Below are 16,587 nucleotides of genomic sequence, written 5' to 3'. Positions count from 1 at the left end.
CCGGCCGACCTGGGTATGAGTGTAACGCCCCGCTCTCTTGTTCGCCCCCGCCATCAGCCGTCCTGATGCTAAAACCAGAAGCGAACGCCGGCGACGAAGCTGGTGGCATGGACGTCCTCGCCCGCAAGCCTCGACAGCCGCGCCGTGTCTCCGGCTTTGCGCAGATAGGAGACGCCGATGTAAGGCGCGAACTGGCGGCTGAATTCGTAGCGCAGGCGCGCGCCGAGCTCTATGTTGACCAGCCCCGAACCGATGTCGTTCTCCGGAATATCCTGTGCGGCGAAATTGACCTCGGCGCGCGGCTGGAGGATCAGGCGCTGGGTGATGCGCTGGTCGTAATAGCCCTCGACCCGGCCCAGAACATCGCCCTTGGTCGAGAGGAACAGCGCGCCTTCGACCTCGAACATGCCAGGAGCCAGGCCCTCGACGCCGATCGTCGCGTAGGTGCGGTCGGGCCCGCGGCCGAAGTCCTGGCGGATACCGCCCTGAAGATTGAAATAGGGGTCGATGGCCCGGCTGTAGAGCACCTGCACCTCGGCGCTGTCGATGCCGCGGCCGAACTCGCCTTCGCCCTCGCTCTTGAGCCAGAGCCGGTTGATGTCGCCGCCGTAAAAGCCTTCGCCATCCCAGCGATAGCCATCGCGGCCGCTATGCGCCTGATACTCGAACAGGTTGAGCAGCATTTGCCCGAAATTGTTGCCGCCGCTATCCTTCATCATGATGTCGCGCGAGCGCGCCATCTCGCCGCCGGGAAAATCACGATCGGCGAAGTGGTCGCTTGGGGGAGGCGGCGGGGGCGCATTGCCGGCCGGAAGCGCCGTGCCGGTCATTTGCATGCCGGGCATGGCGGGCATTCCCGGCATCGTTGTCTGGCCATGCTGCGAATGGTCCATACCCGGCATCTCCGGCATCGCGGGAGACGCGGGTTGCGGCTGACCGGCCGCATCTCCCTGCGGCGCAGGACTGGCCTGGTGCTGCGAATGGTCCATCGCCGAGGTGGCGTCCGGCGCTGGTGTCTGAGCGCGCGGCCTGGCGGCGGCCTTGTCCTTCTTCTTCTCCTGCGCCGGCGCCACTTCGCCCGGCGGCGCCATGCCGGGCATGCCGTGCATCGAATGATCCTGGGCAAAGGCGGGCGCGGCAGCGAAAAGGGCGATCGCGCTCACCAGCGGCGTGAGGATGCGGGTCATTACGCGTCTCCCTTCGGACGGACGCTCACGACCCGCATCATCCCTGCATGCATGTGGTAGAGGAGATGACAGTGGAAGGCCCAGTCGCCGACCGCGTCGGCGGTGAAGTCCCAGGTCACCTTGCCGCCGGGCTGGACGATCACCGTATGCTTGCGCGGCGCATGATCGCCATGCCCCGTCACCAGCTCGAAAAAATGCCCGTGAATATGGATCGGATGCCCCATCATCGTGTCGTTGATGAGATTGACGCGCACCCGCTCGCCTTCGATGAAGGGGATCGGCTCGTGATGGTCCGACATTTTTTCGCCGTCGAACGACCACATGAACCGCTCCATGTTGCCGGTGAGGTGAATGTCGATGCTGCGGCTCGGCGCGCGCACGTCCGGATTGCGATCGAGCGCCATCAGGTCCCTGTAGACAAGCACCTTGTGGCCGACGTCGGCGAGGCCCTGGCCGGGCTCGCCGGTGCGGTCTACGGGCATCGGCGAGATGGTCTGGACGCTCGGGTCGCGCTTCACCTGCGGCGCGTTCGAGAAGTCGCGCATCTTCATCGAGCCCATCGCGTGCCCGCCATGATCCATGCCCGCCATCTGGCCATCGGCGCCCATCGCGCCGTGGTCCATGCCGGCCATCGATCCATGATCCATCCCCGAATGATCCATGCCTGCCATGGCGCTATTGTCCATGGTCGCCATCGCTGCCGCCGCGCCGGTCGCGAGGCGCGCGGACGCGTTCTTCTCGGCCGTCGGATCGACGCCCCGCATAGCGCCGCCCGACATGTCCATGCCTTCCATGCCCGGCATCGAGGACATGTCCATGCCCATGTCCTTCATGTCGGCGAGCGGCCGTTTGCGTAAGGGGGGAACCTCGCCGGCCATGCCGGCGCGCGGCGCGAGCGTGGCACGCGCCATGCCCGAGCGGTCGATCGCCTCGCCGACAAGGGTGTAGGCCTTGTCATCGCCTGGGCTGACAACGACGTCGTAGGTCTCGGCAACACCAATCTGGAACTCGTCGACGGTGACCGGCACCACATTCTGCCCGTCGGCCTGGACGATGGTCAGCGGCAGGCCGGGGATGCGGACGTTGAAGGTGGTCATCGCCGACGCATTGATGACCCGCAGCCGCACCCGTTCGCCCGGGGTGAAGAGCGCGGTCCAGTTGTCCATCGGACCATGGCCGTTGACGAGATAGGTGTAGGTGGATCCGGTCACATCGGAGATGTCGGCCGGGTCCATCCGCATCTGGCCCCAGTCGAGCCGGTCTTTGAGCGGCTGATCCTTGCCCGACAGGAGCCCGGCCAGGGTCTGGCGCTGGAAATTGAAATGGCCGGGGTTGACCTTGAGGCGCCGGAAGATCGCCTGCGGCGAGAGCGCGCTGTGATCGGCGAGCACGATGACATGCTCGCGGTCATAGGCGACCGGATCGGCACCGGCGGGATCGATGATGATCGGGCCGTAATGGCCTTCCTGTTCCTGCAGGCCCGAATGGCTGTGATACCAGTAGGTGCCGCTTTGCACGACGGAGAACTGGTAGAGGTAGTTCGAGCCCGGCTTGATGCCCGGAAAAGACACGCCCGGCACACCGTCCATATTGGCCGGCAGGATCAGCCCGTGCCAGTGGATCGAGCTGTCCTCCTCCAGCTGATTGATGACGTTGAGCCGCACGCGCTGGCCCTCGCGCAGCCGGATCAGCGGGGCGGGGACCGTGCCGTTGAGGCCGATTGCCCGGAACTTGCGCCCGTCGATGGTCATCGACTGCCGGGCGATGGTGAGCGTAATGTCTTCGCCCGACACGGTCGGCAGCGTCGGTCGCATCCCCGGCGAGATCGTCTGCGCCCAGGCCGGCAGCCAGGCTGACAATGCTGCGCCGCCGCCGGCGAGGGCCGCGCCGCGGAGGAACTGGCGGCGGTCGAGAGCAGAAATCATTCGGTTGTCTCAGCTTTAAGAAAGAGGGCGGACCTATTGGGAATACGCAGCATGGCCTCATCCCCCTCAAACTTTCTTTAATATTTCCGAAAGGCGTGCCCTAGCTCGATAGAGGCGCGTTTCGACCGCCTTCTGGCTGATCCCGAGAATTTCGGCGGTTTCAGCTTCCGATTTCTCGTCGATCGTACGCAAAATAAGCGTGTCCTTGAGGGAAGACGGCAGGGCAGCAATCGCTTTCATTGCTTGCGCGAGCTGCTGTTCGGCCCCGATCGCCTGATCGGGCAGCGGTGCGTCGTCGGCGACGCCGTCCGCCTCGCCGAGCGGTAGGGCTAGGGCAAAGAAATTTCGAACCGCTCGCCGACGCCGCCAGTCATGGCATTTGTTGATGACAATCCGGGACATCCAGACCTGGAAGGGTCGGGTTACGTCATAGCGGTTGAGTGCGGCAAAGGCCGCGACGAAGCTCGCCTGGGTGACATCCAATGCCTCATCCATAGATCCGACATGGCTGCGCACGAGCCGGTGAACCCAACCTTGATGCCGGCGGACCAGCTCGCCATAGGCCGCTTGCCGGCCTCCAAGCGCCAGAGCCGCGAGCTCCCCGTCCGAGCAGTCGGGGAGGCACGCGGTCATTCGGATTTGGCCGTCAGCGCTTTCACCACGGCGTCGTCGAATTTGTCCGTCTGATCCGGGCGCAGCACGGCCCGCATCGCGAAGATATGCTCAAGTGTTTCTTTCTGCAGCGCGCCCATGGCCTGGTGCGAGCGATCCACCGCAGTTGCGACTTGCGGGCCATAGCCATGCTCCGCTTCGATCGCTTCCGCGAGACGCGCATTGTCGGCGCGCAATTCGGCCTCCAGCGCTTGACGCCGGATCGCGTAGTTCTTCTCGATTGTCTCGAGTCGGCTGTGTTGCGCTGAATTCAGCTTCAGATCGCGATGGAGCAGCTCGTGCAGCTCATTTTCGACCGGGCGCACTGGAACCACATAGACGCGGCCAATGACAACGCCAGCGATCGCCGCGGCGAAGGTCACCAGGACGAGGAGCAGGAGCCGGCGGCGGTCGCGCATCACTGCGAGCTCAGCAGCGTCGAGGGCGCAAGCGCGAACCGAGCATCGAAGGGCGATAGCGGTTTGGCATCAGCAGACCGTGTCGGAACTGCCGAGCCGGCAATTCCGATGAACAGCGCGGTTGCGGCCGCGATGCCGAACGTCATAGCGCCAAGGCTTGGTATGGCCCGGATGCGCGCTATTTCCGCCATGACCCGGCTTTCCAGGCCGCCGAGCCTGGGATCGAGAGGCGCATCGCGCAACCGCGAGAGCAGGTGGTCAAGTTCATCCATGGTGCTTCTCCGTCTTCATCCTTCAATACGCACGATGGTCCAGGAACCCTTGCTGTAGATTGAAAAGAATAATTGCGAGGGGTGGGGGCTCGGGCTGCGTATTGTCTCATGGGATCTACAGGAGAATGTTCCAATGCGTTTCTTTTCGCCTCTCGCAGTTATCGCCGCCGTCGGCCTGAGTGTTTCTGCTCCGGCCTACGCGCATCCCAAGCTTGTGTCCTCGACGCCCGCCGCGAACGCCAGCGTCTCGGCGCCTTCGCGTATCACGCTCACCTTCAGTGAAGGTCTGATGCCGAAGCTGTCGGGCGCCGAGATCGTGATGACCGGCATGCCCGGCATGCCCAACCACCGCATGGCGGTAACCGGCTTCAAGACGTCCGTCGAAGGCGACAAGACGCTCGTGCTGACGCTCGCCAAGCCGCTCATGGCGGGCAGCTATCAGGTCGCCTGGCACGTCGTCTCGACCGACACGCACCGCATCCAGGGCAATCTCGCCTTTACCGTCAAGTGACGCCATGAACGACGTGGCACTCGTCGCCGTCCGCTGGGCGCTCTACGTCGATCTCGGCCTGTTGTTCGGCCTGCCGCTGTTCGCGCTCTATGCGCCCGGCGGCGGCCGGACGGTACAGCGGCATCTGCCGATGGTAGCAATGGTGGCCGGTCTCGCCTGTCTCGCCCTCCTGCTGTCGGCGCTGGGGTTCGCGTTGCAGGCAGCGGCCATGACCGGGCTGCCGCTCACCCAGCCTGATCTTTCCATGGTCGCAGAGCTGTTCAACGGCACGTCCATGGGAACGGCGCTGAAGGCGCGCCTCGTCGCGCTCCTCGTTCTTCTGCTCTCCATCCCCTTCTATCGCCGGCAATCCCGTCCTGCCTTCATCGCCTCCACTCTGGCAGGCGCGGTCGCACTCGCGACCCTCGCCTGGAGCGGGCATGGCGCGGCCGGCGAAGGCGAGGCGGGCTGGCTGCAACTGGGGGCCGATCTCATCCATCTGCTCGCCGCGGGCGCCTGGGTCGGCGCGCTTGCCGCATTCCTTGCGCTGGTTCTTACCAGGCTCGCAACCGATGATCTCGCCACTGAAGACATGGACCGGGTCATGCTCGCCGAGGAAGCGCTGCGGGGCTTCTCCCTCGTCGGCACGATCATCGTCGCCCTGCTGATCCTGACCGGGACGGTGAACGGCTGGTTCCTGGTCGGCCCGGGCAACATCGCGTCTCTCGGGCAGTCGACCTACGGCCTGCTGCTCATCGCCAAGCTGCTGCTCTTCGCCGGCATGCTGGGCCTGGCCGCGCTCAACCGTTATCGCCTGACCCCGGCACTTGCGCAGGCGATCGAGGAAGAGGACGCGCCACGGGCGCAGGCGCTGCTGCGCGCGAGCCTCGTCGTCGAAGGCGGTCTTGCGATCGTCATTCTCGGGCTGGTCGCCTGGCTGGGGACACTGTCGCCACCCATGTCGATGTAGTTTATCGTTTCGAACGCCTCGCGTTGGGAGAAGCCAATGCAATCGTACACCCCGCCGCGCGGGACTGGATCGACGAAAGACTATGATCGCGCGATCCGCCTGTGGGCGCGGGAGAAGCGGTGGCGTGCCGCCATGCTTGCCATGCTGCGCCCGGATTGGCGCCTGGTAATCGCCGATTATGGCCGCCAGCACGGGTCTCATGCGGCTCGCCTTCCGCCTGACCGTGCAGCGGCTCGATGGCATCGACGATACCCAGCCCAATGCCGACGGCGTGCTCCCCGGCCTGATGGCGGCCAAGCGAACGGGCCCGCCGATTTGGCCGCTTAGGCGATTACGTATTGACCCTGACACGGTGTCAGACCCTAGATCGTCAGGCGTCGAAAGGAGCGAGGCGATGAACGAGACACATGGAGCGGCGCATGGCGGCGGTTGCTGCGGCGGCCACGGCACCGCTAAAGCGGCGACCGGCGTCAAGGACCCGGTCTGCGGCATGACCGTCGACCCGGCGACCACGGCGCATCACGCCGAGCATAGCGGTGAAAGCTATCATTTCTGCAGCGCGGGCTGCCGGACCAAATTCATCGCCGATCCCGAGCGCTATCTCGGCCCGCCGACGCCGCCGGTCGCGGCGCCCGAAGGCACGATCTGGACCTGCCCGATGCATCCCGAGATCCGCCAGGACCATCCCGGGTCCTGTCCGATCTGCGGCATGGCGCTCGAACCCGCGACCGTGACCGCCGACAGCGGCCCCAGCCACGAGCTAGTCGATTTCACGCGGCGCTTCTGGGTCGGCCTCGTGCTGGCTCTCCCGGTGCTGATCCTCGAGATGGGCGCGCATGTCTTTCCCGCGATCCATCGCCTCGTGCCGATGTCTATCTCGGTATGGATCCAGTTCGTGCTGGCGACACCCGTCGTGCTGTGGGCGGGCTGGCCGTTCTTCGAGCGTGGCTGGGCCTCGCTCAAGACCCGCAACTTCAACATGTTCACCCTGATCGCGATGGGGACCGGGGTCGCCTGGATCTACAGCGTCATCGCGACGCTCGCGCCTCAGCTGTTCCCGCCGGCCTTCCGCGGCGAGGACGGCATGGTTGCCGTCTATTTCGAGGCGGCCGCGGTGATCACCGTCCTCGTGCTGCTCGGCCAGATGCTCGAACTGCGCGCGCGGGAACGCACCTCGGGCGCGATCAAGGCGCTGCTCAACCTTGCACCAAAGACCGCGCGCCGGATCGGTTCTGATGGGAACGAAGAGGAAATCAGCCTTGATCTGGTTGCGGTGGGCGACCGCCTGCGGGTGCGGCCGGGCGAGAAGGTGCCGGTCGACGGCGTAGTCGAGGACGGCCGCTCCTCGCTCGACGAGTCGATGGTCACCGGCGAATCCATGCCCGTCACCAAGGCAAAGGCCGACACAGTGATCGGCGGCACGCTCAACCAGACCGGTGCGCTGGTGATCGTCGCCGACAAGGTCGGCCGCGATACCATGCTCGCACGCATCGTCCAGATGGTCGCTGAGGCGCAGCGCTCGCGCGCGCCGATCCAGCGCATGGCCGATCAGGTGTCGGGCTGGTTTGTGCCCGTGGTCATCGCGGTCGCGGCCGTCGCGTTCATCGCCTGGGGCATCTGGGGTCCCGAGCCGCGCTTCGCCTATGGGCTGGTGGCGGCGGTCGCCGTGCTGATCATCGCCTGTCCCTGCGCACTGGGGCTGGCAACGCCGATGTCGATCATGGTCGGGGTCGGCCGCGGCGCCGGGCTCGGTGTCCTCATCAAAAATGCCGAAGCACTCGAGCATATGGAGAAGGTCGACACTCTCGTCGTCGACAAGACAGGCACGCTGACCGAAGGCCGGCCTGCCGTCACCCAGGTCGTGCCGGCGCCCGGCTTCGACGAAGCCGAGCTGCTGCGTCTTGCCGCCTCGGTCGAGCGGGCGTCCGAGCATCCGCTCGCGTTGGCAATCGTCGAGGCCGCGAAGGATCGCGGCATCGTCACGAGCGACGTCATCGACTTCGACTCGCCGACCGGGCGCGGCGCGCTCGGCACGGTCGAAGGGCGGCGCATCGTCCTCGGCAATGCGCAGTTCCTTGCCGACGAAGGGGTTGCGACCGATGCGCTCGCCAGTCAGGCCGACGCGCTGCGCCGGGATGGCGCCACCGCGATCTTCATCGGGGTCGACGGCACAGTCGGCGGCGCCTTCGCGATCGCCGATCCGGTGAAGGCCACGACACCAGAAGCGCTCGCCGCGCTCAAGGCGGAGGGCATTCGCGTGGTCATGCTGACCGGCGACAACCGCACGACCGCGGAAGCGGTCGCCCGACGCCTGGGCATCGACGAGGTCGAAGCCGAGGTGCTGCCCGATCAGAAGAGCGCCGTGGTCGCCAGGTTCAAGCGCGAGGGGCGGGTCGTCGCCATGGCCGGCGACGGTGTCAACGACGCCCCCGCGTTGGCCGCCGCCGACGTCGGCATCGCCATGGGTTCCGGCACCGACGTCGCGATCGAGAGCGCTGGCGTCACGCTGCTCAAGGGCGACCTGACTGGCATCGTCCGGGCGCGGCGGCTCAGCCAAGCGACCATGTCGAACATCCGCCAGAATCTCGTCTTCGCCTTCATCTACAATGTCGCGGGCGTGCCCGTAGCGGCGGGTGCGCTCTATCCGCTGTTCGGTATTCTGCTCTCGCCCATTATCGCGGCGGCGGCGATGGCGCTCTCTTCGGTGAGCGTGGTCACCAACGCGCTGCGCCTCAACCGGAAAGCACTGTGAACATCGGCGAGACGTCACGGCAGAGCGGCGTCTCTGAGCGGATGATCCGCCATTATGAAAAGATCGGCCTCATCCCGGCGCCGGCGCGTCGGGGTGCTGGCTATCGTGACTATGGCGAGCGCGACCTCCATCGCCTCCGGTTTATCGCCAATGCCCGCGATCTCGGCTTCCCGATCGAGGAGATCCGCACGTTGCTCAGCCTTTGGGCCAATACCGGCCGTGCCAGCGCGGAGGTGAAGCGGCTTGCCCTTGCCCGCGCCGATGAGTTTCAGCGCAAAGCCGAGGCGTTGACGGCGCTGCGCGACACGCTAATCGACCTGGCCGAGCGCTGCCAAGGCGACGAGCGGCCGGATTGTCCGATCATCGCCGAACTGGCCGCGGCCCGATCCGCATAGCATCCGGCATCGCACGGCCGAGAATTTTAGGGGTGCCCGTTTTCGGTCGATTCGTGCAGGTCGACGGCGAAAGCGATCCGCAACAGGTCGGGCAGGCTTTGCGCGTTGAGTTTGATCATCAGACTGGCCCGATGCAGCTCGACCGTGCGCGACGTGACGCCGAGTTCATCTGCGATAAGGCTATTTGGATAGCCTCGCGAAATTCCTCTCAGAACGGCCCGTTCGCGCTGCGTCAGTCTCGCGGCTTTCGAAAGAGCGTCGGCCTGTTCGGAGGCACGACGGGCTATACTCTCAAGCCAGCTGAAGCCGCGGTCGATCGCGCCGAGCAATGCGGCCTTCTCGACCGGTTTGGCGAGAAAGTCGGCAGCGCCCGCCTTCATCGCCTGTACGGCGAGCGTAGGATCGCCATTGCCCGTCAGCACCACGACGGGCATGTCGATACCGCGTCGCGTCAGCTCCGCCTGAACCTGCAGGCCGTCCATGTCGGGCATGTGCATGTCGAGAACCACGCAGCCTTTCTCGGCGTCCTCTGCGCTCAACAGAAACTCCGGCCCCGAAGCGTAGGCTTCTACGGCAAACCCTGCGGTCCGCAACGTGAAACTTAGTGCTTTTCGTATTGTCTCTTCGTCATCGACGATATGCACGACGCGCTTGTTCCCCATAGCCCCCGAGATCGATCAATACGCAGTGCCGCGAGGGCAGCGCTTCAAGGGATACTTCTCTGCACGTTGGACTATGGTCCCAGGTCAAGAGTAAAAATTTGGCGAGGCAAAACGGCGAAGGACAGCGAAACTGTGAGGGTTCGGCTACTCCGCTCACACCAATGCCGCGGTCGCTGCGGCTCATTGCCGGGTCTCTGCTCCGGACGATGCATGCGAGTTGCCCGCGCCGCCCTCGGCGCGATCGAGCCATCGCTACGCTTCCATCACATCGTCGACCGGCAGCGGGTTACTGGCGCCCGGCGGGCGAGGGGGGCGGGTTGGCCCTTGACGGCTGCGCGATCGGACGCCCAGGATAGCAGGGTGGCGCGCTTTACTTCGGGCTCAAGCTTCAGGTGCCCAGCAACGTCGAGGGGATCGATGAACGAGCGTGTGTGCGACACGACATATCCTCCTTCCCTGCCGCGATTTTCTCCGAAAGGGAGATCTCAGGAGATTGGTTCGGACTCGTTTAGGGTCAATGGATGAGGACGCGCACAGCGTTTGCCGGGCGTTCATTTCCGTCTTAGAACTGACGCGCAGCACGCCATTCAATCCGGTGGCGAACGGCCTCCGCGATCGCTGGCATGACGTCTATATCATTCGACGCATGTGCAACCGCGTTCGTGCTGACGATCCTTTCGACAAGCCCACCCAGAACCTGCGCTGCATCGCCGGCAAAAAGCGGATGCACGACCACGCAATCCGGTCGCGCGAACCCCATGCCGACCAGTTGGCGCGCCGCCTCGGTGAGGGTCCGACCGGATGAGGCGATATCGTCGACCAGCACCGGCTGGCGATCGAGAAACGCTGGGGCATTCGGAATCGAGATGGTGACGTGACGGTCGCCGGATCGGATTTTCTCGCACACGAGAAACGGAGCATCGGCATCGGCCGCCACCTGCGAGACCCACTGTTCGCTTTCCAGGTCCGGACCGATGATCAGCGGGCGAGCGACATTGCGCTTGATCCACGAGGCCAAAAACGGCGCGGCATGAACAACCTGGGTTGGGATGCGGTAGATTTCCGACAATTCATGGTAGCGATGGAGATGCGGATCGACCGTCACCAGCCAGTCGAGATGGCGAGACAGGATCGCAGCAAAGGTTCGCGACGTCACCGCCTCGCCGGCATGGAAGCGTATGTCCTGGCGCATGTAAGCGAGGTAAGGGGCGACGAGCCCGATCCTGCGAGCGCCAAGATCGCGCGCGGTGTCGGCTGCGAACAGCAGCGGCAACAGCTTGGCGTCCGGATGATCGAGACTGGACAGCAGGATGACCTCGCGGTCGCTGACGTCGTTTCCGACCCTGAGATAGGTTTCCCCGTCAGGAAACTGACGATGCTCGATCGTGCCGACCTCTGCATCGAGCGCGGCGGATAGCGGCTGTGCCAGGGCCTCGCTGCCAGGCAGCGCGAACAGGACGGGACGGTTCATAGCGCTTCAATCCCGAAGATCGGCCCGTCGCTCACGGCATAGGCCGCCGCATAGTCGAGCTCGCCCGGGCTCTCGGCATGAATGCTACACAAGGGAGCCCCGGCATCCACCATCTGGTTCAGCCGACACTGCAGTGCGACGCCAGCGGCCTTGGCCACCGGCGCGCCGGCGAGCTTCGCGACCGTCGCGAGCTTGCGATTGTCGATACTCACCAGGCGGCCGCTATAGGGAGCGATCATATCCTGCTGAAACCGGGCGACCGGTGGAGCCCGCATGCCGCCCTGCGCTTCGCAGATACGTTGGAACTTGGCCCAGGCCCCGCCGCTTTCGAGACACGCCCGCGCACGCGCATAGCCTTCGCCGGCCGGGGCCGCGTCAGCGAGCTCAAGCAGTCCTCCCGCCAGCTCGCAGGCCCGGTGGGCGAGATCCTCGGCGCCCGGCTGCCCCTGGAGGACGGCAAGGATATCCTGCGCCTCGAGCGCCGGGCCGATGCCCCGTCCGATCGGCTCCGCGCCGGGGCCGCGCATCACGCGCGTGCGAAGCCCGAAGGCTTGGGCGACCGAGCTCAGCGCGCGCTCGAGCGTATCGGCGGCATCGGTTCCGCGTACCTTGGCGGTCGGCCCGACCGGGATATCGATGACCAGATGGGTCGCACCGGCCGCGATTTTCTTGGACAGCACCGAGGCGACCATCTGCCCTACGGCATCGATATCGAGCACTCGTTCAACGCCGATGATCACATCGTCGGCCGGGCTGAGATTGACGGCGCCGCCCCAGGCGATGCAGCCGCCTTCGCGCTCGACCACCTTGCGGATGGCGGAAACGTCGAGGTCGACAGGTGCAAGCACCTCCATCGTGTCCGCCGTGCCGGCCGGCGAGGTGATCGCCCGCGACGATGTCTTGGGCATGATCAGGCCCTCCGCGGCCATGATCGAGACGATGATCGGCGTGGTGCGATTGCCCGGCAATCCACCGACGCTATGCTTGTCGACGATGACCGCTCCGGACCACTGCAATCGCTCGCCGACATCGACCATCGCCCTGGTCAGGCTGATCGTTTCGTCCGTATCGAGCGGGACCGCTGAGCATGCCGTGATGAACGCCGAGAGATGGACATCGCTATAGCGTCGCTCGGCGATGTCGGTCATGATCGCTGAAAAAGCCCCTTCACTGAGACGATTGCCATAGATGCGCCGACGCACTTCGGCGAGCGAGGCGAGAGGCTGGGCGTGCGCGATCTCGACCGGATCGCCCTCGCTGACGCCGAGCCGCCGCCATGCGGATTCGGACAGGCCGATCTCGCCGGGCGCTGGAGCCTCCGCGGAACTGTGCAGCAGCGAGACGACGATTTCCCGCCCGCCGGCGTGCAGCGCGACCTGCGCGCGCGACGCGAGACCTTCCGAGCGGCAGACGGGACAGTCTTGGCGCATGACCGCGACCAGATCACCTCCGGCAGCCGACAGGCCGAGGCGGTGTGCCCGCAGCGTCGTCGCGACAGGCTCTACTTCGGCGTCCTCGATGATCCCGGGCTTCACGCGAGCATGCCCCAGCTACCCAGCGCCGGTACGCTGCATGCCCAGCCCAGATCCTCCGAGACACGCTTCGCCAGGACCTGGGCGCCGGTCGGCTCGCCATGCGTGACATAGACATGGCGCGGGGGCTCTTGCAGCGACCCGAGCCAGCGCATGAGCTCGTCGCTGTCGGCATGCGCCGAAAGCATCGTCAGGTTGGCGACATCGGCTTCGACCGGGATATACTCGCCGTGGATCTTGATCGTCCGGGCGCCCCCGATCATGGCGGCGCCGCGGGTGCCCGCCGCCTGGAAGCCTGAGAAGAGGATGAGGTTCTTCCCATCCGGCGCGAAGCGCTTGAGATGGTGGAGCACGCGGCCGCCCGTTGCCATTCCACTGGCCGAGATGATGACCTTGGGAGCGGGGTTGGCGGTGAGTTCCTTGGATTCCTCCACTTCGCGCACATAGTGCGCGACGCTGCACGCCGCTTCGCACTCGGCGCGGGCCAGGCGATGCTCGTCCATGAAATCGCACATCAGCCCGCTCGCGTTGATCGCCATCGGGCTGTCGAGGAAGATCGGGATGTCGCGGAGGCGTCCCTGCGCGCGCAGACGCGAGAAATGATAGAGAAGCGACTGAACCCGTCCCACGGCGAAGGCCGGAATCACCACCGTCCCGCCTCTCTCGACGCATCGTTCGACATGATCTCCAAGCGTCTTTGTCGGATCGACCTGCTCGTGGCGCCGATCGCCATAGGTCGATTCCACTAGGACATAGTCGGCGCGCGCGGGCGGCTCGGGATCCTTCATCACCGCATCGCCGTAACGGCCGATGTCGCCTGAGAAGAGGATTGTCCGCCCCTTCCAGTCGATCTCGATCGACGCCGCGCCGAGGATGTGGCCGGCGCGATGGTAGCGCACCCTGATGCCGTCCGTGACTGCATGCCACGCTCCGAACTCGATCGGGCGGAAGAGCTGCAATGCCAGACGCGCGTCGGCCTGGGTGTAGAGGGGCAGCGCCGGCTGGTGCCTGGAGAAGCCGTGCTGGTTGGCGAACTCCGCATCCTTTTCCTGCAGATGGCCGCTGTCGGGAAGAAGGAGCTCGCACAGGGCCGCGGTCGCCCGCGTGGCAAGGACGGTCCCGTCCCAGCCCAGGCGCGCCATGCGCGGTAGTGCGCCCGAGTGATCGAGATGGGCGTGGGTCAGCAGCACCTGGCCGACATCCGCGACTTCGGGTGGGATCGATGCCCAATTAAGGCGGCGCAGATCCCTGGGTCCCTGAAACAGGCCGGAATCGACCACGATCTGAGTTTCACCATCGTCCACCAGATAACGCGACCCTGTGACCGTTCCCGATGCGCCGAGAAAGGCAACGCCGAGACCATCGGCCGGGCGCTTGGCCAGATCGATCCTTGCTTCACGCTCGAAGATGGTCACGCGGGAATGGTGCCGTTTCTTTCTCTTTTGCATGGACGCGGGCCTGCCTCTCACGATTATGTTCGTGAGCGCAGCATTGGTTCGCGGACGCCGCACGCCTATACGCAAAATCCGCAGCACGACTGCTGCTCCCCGACAGCTGCGTCGCCCGAACGCCGATGGCCGATCCCATCGATCGCCTTACCCATGCCTGCGCGATGCCCGGGGGACTTCGGTCTCTACTTATACCTTGCTCCTTGGACTCGAGCCTATGCTGCCCGGACGTTGACCAGAAGAGGACGGCATATGGGCGAACATGACCATCGCATGCGCAAGCGCGGCAAGATCGTTCTGATCGGCTTCCTGCTCGTCGCTAGCTTCTTCCTCCTCACCGAGCATACCGCGCACTTCCTGGGTGTGCTGCCCTATCTCATCCTGCTCGCCTGCCCGCTCATGCACCTGTTCATGCACCGCGGCCATGGTGGGCATCAGCATGGCCATGAGCCCGGTCAGGCACCCGCCGGCTTACCGGCCAATCCCAACGGCCGCATCGAAGGAGAGTCGCGATGACGCACGCCGACTATGGCTATGGTCTGTGGGGGCTCGCGCTGGTTAACGCCGCCGTTTTCATCCTCTTTGCGTTCAGCTTCTTCAAGCCGGCAACTAAACGAGACTGGCGCAGTTTGGGGGCGTTCAGCGCTTTCATCATAGCGCTCTTCGCGGAAATGTATGGCTCCCCGCTCACGATCTTCGTGCTTTCGGGGTGGCTCCAGTCGTATTTCCCCGCTGTCGACTGGTGGAGCCACGATGCTGGACATCTCCTGGAGATGATGTTCGGCTGGCGAGTTAATCCCCATTACGGTCCATTCCACATCGCCAGCTTTGTGCTGATCGGCGTGGGTTACTGGCTGATCTCGGTTGCATGGACGGCCCTTCACTTGAGTCAGCGCAAACACCAATTGGCCCTTACTGGGATTTATGCCCGGATCCGGCACCCGCAATATGTCGGCTTCATTCTCGTCATGCTCGGCTTTTTGCTACAATGGCCGACCCTTTTGACCCTTGCTATGTTTCCGGTGCTCGTCGTGATGTATATTCGGCTGGCTCGGCATGAGGAAAAGGAGGCGCTAGCCAACTTCGGCGAGGTTTACCGCGATTATATGGCTCGCGTGCCCGGCTTCATTCCGAATCTGACAATCCATTCGCGTCGAAGAAGGCCATGGCGATCCTTTGACGGGAATGGCTGATGTAATTGCCGGCAAGGTCAATGCTGACGTTCTGACTGGCCTTATTATTCGGACATCGTTACCCGACCTCACAGCACACTACTGCAGCAACCCCGGTTCGACTGCGCAATCATCTTGGGAGGGCAAGTTCGCCTTGCACGGGCAGATTCGGTGTGGAGCTGATGCCCGGCACTAGACGCAGAGCATCGCCGATCAAGGTATAGACGGCGTGGCGCTGGCCGCCACGGTTCCGATGGTCGACGCGATAGCCCTGATAATGTCGGCGGAGCAGGCCTGCATTCACCAGTTCGGAAACGGCGCGACTGAGATTACTCTTGCCGGCTGTGCGAATGCGTGCCCGCATTTCCTCCGCGATCACGCCGCGCCTTTTCTCCGGATCGCCGGGGAGCAGTCCGTTTCTAGCGAGGTCGCTCTCGACCCGCTCGGCCAGCGTAATGCTGCGCGGACCACGCTGGGCCATCGGGGTCAATGCGTCGCATAGCCAATCGCGCAGGGAAACGAGCCCATCGTTCCGCCTGACCCAGGGACCGGCGCTTCCATCTGGCCCCGCCACCTGGGCGATCAGGTTGAGCAGCATGAAGGCATAACGGGGCCGGCTCGATACGGTCGCCAGCGTCTCGAGCACGGCCGCGACATCACAGCCAATGGAGGGTTCAAGAGGCTTGCCTGCATGAAACATAACATGATGGAATCAAGCACAAAGCAGGATCAATGTGAATCCCAAATCGGCGGCCGCAGACGGGTTGTCAGCTATGACACTTTGCCGGCGGATAAAGTGTCATAGGCGATCCATTCTAATCGTAGATTGTTGCGAATCGTTCTCAACTCATCCTGATACTCATGGCGCTCGCCGCTTAGGTGTGGACGAGCCGTCTCCTCGCGAACGAGCTTCCGTCGCCTATGGCGAACAGGATAAAAGACTGCGGCCGCCTTGATGATCTCACGCGCTTTGCGACGGACTGTCAGCGTGCTGAAACCCTTGGCGATCTGCATGGCACGATCGATGCCGCCGTGCGCGATCTTGGCTTCCGCTGGTTCACGCTGCTTCACAATATCGACCTTCGGCGCGGCGACGAGCAAAGCCTGTTCCTCACTGTCCGTCGTCAGAACATTCGGCACAACTCGCGGCGTAGATTAGCGGAGTGCGGACCTCGTCAGGGGGTTGATGTTAGGCGGCGAACTTGCGGTGCTGCAAGCGCCGATGATCGATGGTCTGTCGC

The 16,587-nt window shown here is 64.5% G+C and carries 17 protein-coding genes; 6 read left to right on the top strand and 11 right to left on the bottom strand.

Annotated elements, in window-relative coordinates; genetic code table 11:
• Positions 1 to 68: 68 nt before the first annotated feature.
• From KYX69_RS20305 to KYX69_RS20285, 5 genes are all read right to left on the bottom strand, one after another.
• Positions 69 to 1,187, bottom strand: a complete 1,119-nt coding sequence (locus KYX69_RS20305; RefSeq protein WP_030541627.1) for a copper resistance protein B — start codon at positions 1,185 to 1,187, stop codon at positions 69 to 71.
• Entirely contained in the window at positions 1,187 to 3,112 is a 1,926-nt protein-coding gene (locus tag KYX69_RS20300; protein WP_047100335.1) for a copper resistance system multicopper oxidase, read from the bottom strand. Before KYX69_RS20300 ends, KYX69_RS20305 begins: the two co-directional genes overlap by 1 nt.
• Before the next feature lie 66 nt (positions 3,113 to 3,178).
• Entirely contained in the window at positions 3,179 to 3,745 is a 567-nt protein-coding gene (locus tag KYX69_RS20295; protein ID WP_007683367.1) for an RNA polymerase sigma factor, read from the bottom strand.
• A complete protein-coding gene (locus KYX69_RS20290) occupies positions 3,742 to 4,182 on the bottom strand; it encodes a periplasmic heavy metal sensor (protein ID WP_007683368.1) in 441 nt (146 codons plus the stop codon). The genes KYX69_RS20295 and KYX69_RS20290 overlap by 4 nt, the downstream gene beginning before the upstream one ends.
• Positions 4,182 to 4,454 (bottom strand): hypothetical protein, encoded by a 273-nt coding sequence (locus tag KYX69_RS20285; protein WP_300500862.1) that lies wholly within the window; start codon positions 4,452 to 4,454, stop codon positions 4,182 to 4,184. The genes KYX69_RS20290 and KYX69_RS20285 overlap by 1 nt, the downstream gene beginning before the upstream one ends.
• Positions 4,455 to 4,587: 133 nt before the next feature.
• Between KYX69_RS20285 and copC the strand changes: the two genes are divergently transcribed.
• The 4 genes from copC (at position 4,588) to cueR (ending at position 9,061) form a co-directional block, all read left to right on the top strand.
• Positions 4,588 to 4,965 (top strand): copper homeostasis periplasmic binding protein CopC, encoded by a 378-nt coding sequence (gene copC, locus KYX69_RS20280; RefSeq protein ID WP_007683372.1) that lies wholly within the window; start codon positions 4,588 to 4,590, stop codon positions 4,963 to 4,965.
• Positions 4,966 to 4,969: 4 nt separating this feature from the next.
• A complete protein-coding gene (gene copD / locus KYX69_RS20275; RefSeq protein ID WP_126005625.1) occupies positions 4,970 to 5,914 on the top strand; it encodes a copper homeostasis membrane protein CopD in 945 nt (314 codons plus the stop codon).
• Between the two features lie 394 nt (positions 5,915 to 6,308).
• Positions 6,309 to 8,666, top strand: a complete 2,358-nt coding sequence (locus KYX69_RS20270) for a heavy metal translocating P-type ATPase (RefSeq protein WP_007683374.1) — start codon at positions 6,309 to 6,311, stop codon at positions 8,664 to 8,666.
• Positions 8,663 to 9,061 carry a Cu(I)-responsive transcriptional regulator gene (gene cueR / locus KYX69_RS20265; RefSeq protein ID WP_004212744.1) on the top strand — a complete coding sequence of 133 codons (399 nt, stop codon included), beginning with the start codon at positions 8,663 to 8,665 and terminating at the stop codon, positions 9,059 to 9,061. The genes KYX69_RS20270 and cueR overlap by 4 nt, the downstream gene beginning before the upstream one ends.
• A gap of 26 nt (positions 9,062 to 9,087) precedes the next feature.
• Here cueR and KYX69_RS20260 read toward each other — a convergent pair whose 3' ends face one another.
• From KYX69_RS20260 to KYX69_RS20240, 4 genes are all read right to left on the bottom strand, one after another.
• Positions 9,088 to 9,723, bottom strand: a complete 636-nt coding sequence (locus KYX69_RS20260) for a response regulator (RefSeq protein WP_007683376.1) — start codon at positions 9,721 to 9,723, stop codon at positions 9,088 to 9,090.
• Positions 9,724 to 10,285: 562 nt separating this feature from the next.
• Positions 10,286 to 11,194 carry a ribose-phosphate pyrophosphokinase gene (locus KYX69_RS20250; protein WP_004212748.1) on the bottom strand — a complete coding sequence of 303 codons (909 nt, stop codon included), beginning with the start codon at positions 11,192 to 11,194 and terminating at the stop codon, positions 10,286 to 10,288.
• Positions 11,191 to 12,729 carry a thymidine phosphorylase family protein gene (locus KYX69_RS20245; protein ID WP_066664174.1) on the bottom strand — a complete coding sequence of 513 codons (1,539 nt, stop codon included), beginning with the start codon at positions 12,727 to 12,729 and terminating at the stop codon, positions 11,191 to 11,193. The genes KYX69_RS20250 and KYX69_RS20245 overlap by 4 nt, the downstream gene beginning before the upstream one ends.
• Positions 12,726 to 14,174, bottom strand: coding sequence for an MBL fold metallo-hydrolase RNA specificity domain-containing protein (locus tag KYX69_RS20240; RefSeq protein ID WP_031304554.1), 1,449 nt, complete (start codon positions 14,172 to 14,174; stop codon positions 12,726 to 12,728). The genes KYX69_RS20245 and KYX69_RS20240 overlap by 4 nt, the downstream gene beginning before the upstream one ends.
• Before the next feature lie 273 nt (positions 14,175 to 14,447).
• Between KYX69_RS20240 and KYX69_RS20235 the strand changes: the two genes are divergently transcribed.
• Both KYX69_RS20235 and KYX69_RS20230 read left to right on the top strand, forming a co-directional pair.
• Positions 14,448 to 14,690 (top strand): DUF2933 domain-containing protein, encoded by a 243-nt coding sequence (locus KYX69_RS20235; RefSeq protein ID WP_226870322.1) that lies wholly within the window; start codon positions 14,448 to 14,450, stop codon positions 14,688 to 14,690.
• Positions 14,687 to 15,367: an isoprenylcysteine carboxylmethyltransferase family protein gene (locus KYX69_RS20230; protein WP_300500844.1), complete on the top strand. Its 681-nt coding sequence runs from the start codon at positions 14,687 to 14,689 to the stop codon at positions 15,365 to 15,367. Before KYX69_RS20235 ends, KYX69_RS20230 begins: the two co-directional genes overlap by 4 nt.
• A 109-nt stretch (positions 15,368 to 15,476) precedes the next feature.
• Here KYX69_RS20230 and KYX69_RS20225 read toward each other — a convergent pair whose 3' ends face one another.
• Positions 15,477 to 16,046 (bottom strand): hypothetical protein, encoded by a 570-nt coding sequence (locus tag KYX69_RS20225; RefSeq protein WP_013039076.1) that lies wholly within the window; start codon positions 16,044 to 16,046, stop codon positions 15,477 to 15,479.
• 71 nt (positions 16,047 to 16,117) lie between these two features.
• Entirely contained in the window at positions 16,118 to 16,447 is a 330-nt protein-coding gene (locus KYX69_RS20220) for a hypothetical protein (protein ID WP_206431506.1), read from the bottom strand.
• Between the last annotated feature and the right edge of the window lie 140 nt (positions 16,448 to 16,587).

The organism is Sphingomonas sp., assembly GCF_030145815.1.
GTDB lineage: Bacteria > Pseudomonadota > Alphaproteobacteria > Sphingomonadales > Sphingomonadaceae > Sphingomonas.
Note: the sequence above shows the minus strand (reverse complement) of the source record. Positions and strands in the feature narration are given on the sequence as shown.

Bases quoted from the DNA above. Each gene is read 5' to 3' on its own strand.
- KYX69_RS20305 (WP_030541627.1), bottom strand. From the start codon at position 1,187: ATGACCCGCATCCTCACGCCGCTGGTGAGCGCGATCGCCCTTTTCGCT.
- KYX69_RS20300 (WP_047100335.1), bottom strand. From the start codon at position 3,112: ATGATTTCTGCTCTCGACCGCCGCCAGTTCCTCCGCGGCGCGGCCCTC.
- KYX69_RS20295 (WP_007683367.1), bottom strand. From the start codon at position 3,745: ATGACCGCGTGCCTCCCCGACTGCTCGGACGGGGAGCTCGCGGCTCTG.
- KYX69_RS20290 (WP_007683368.1), bottom strand. From the start codon at position 4,182: ATGCGCGACCGCCGCCGGCTCCTGCTCCTCGTCCTGGTGACCTTCGCC.
- KYX69_RS20285 (WP_300500862.1), bottom strand. From the start codon at position 4,454: ATGGATGAACTTGACCACCTGCTCTCGCGGTTGCGCGATGCGCCTCTC.
- copC (WP_007683372.1), top strand. From the start codon at position 4,588: ATGCGTTTCTTTTCGCCTCTCGCAGTTATCGCCGCCGTCGGCCTGAGT.
- copD (WP_126005625.1), top strand. From the start codon at position 4,970: ATGAACGACGTGGCACTCGTCGCCGTCCGCTGGGCGCTCTACGTCGAT.
- KYX69_RS20270 (WP_007683374.1), top strand. From the start codon at position 6,309: ATGAACGAGACACATGGAGCGGCGCATGGCGGCGGTTGCTGCGGCGGC.
- KYX69_RS20260 (WP_007683376.1), bottom strand. From the start codon at position 9,723: ATGGGGAACAAGCGCGTCGTGCATATCGTCGATGACGAAGAGACAATA.
- KYX69_RS20250 (WP_004212748.1), bottom strand. From the start codon at position 11,194: ATGAACCGTCCCGTCCTGTTCGCGCTGCCTGGCAGCGAGGCCCTGGCA.
- KYX69_RS20240 (WP_031304554.1), bottom strand. From the start codon at position 14,174: ATGCAAAAGAGAAAGAAACGGCACCATTCCCGCGTGACCATCTTCGAG.
- KYX69_RS20235 (WP_226870322.1), top strand. From the start codon at position 14,448: ATGCGCAAGCGCGGCAAGATCGTTCTGATCGGCTTCCTGCTCGTCGCT.
- KYX69_RS20230 (WP_300500844.1), top strand. From the start codon at position 14,687: ATGACGCACGCCGACTATGGCTATGGTCTGTGGGGGCTCGCGCTGGTT.
- KYX69_RS20225 (WP_013039076.1), bottom strand. From the start codon at position 16,046: ATGTTTCATGCAGGCAAGCCTCTTGAACCCTCCATTGGCTGTGATGTC.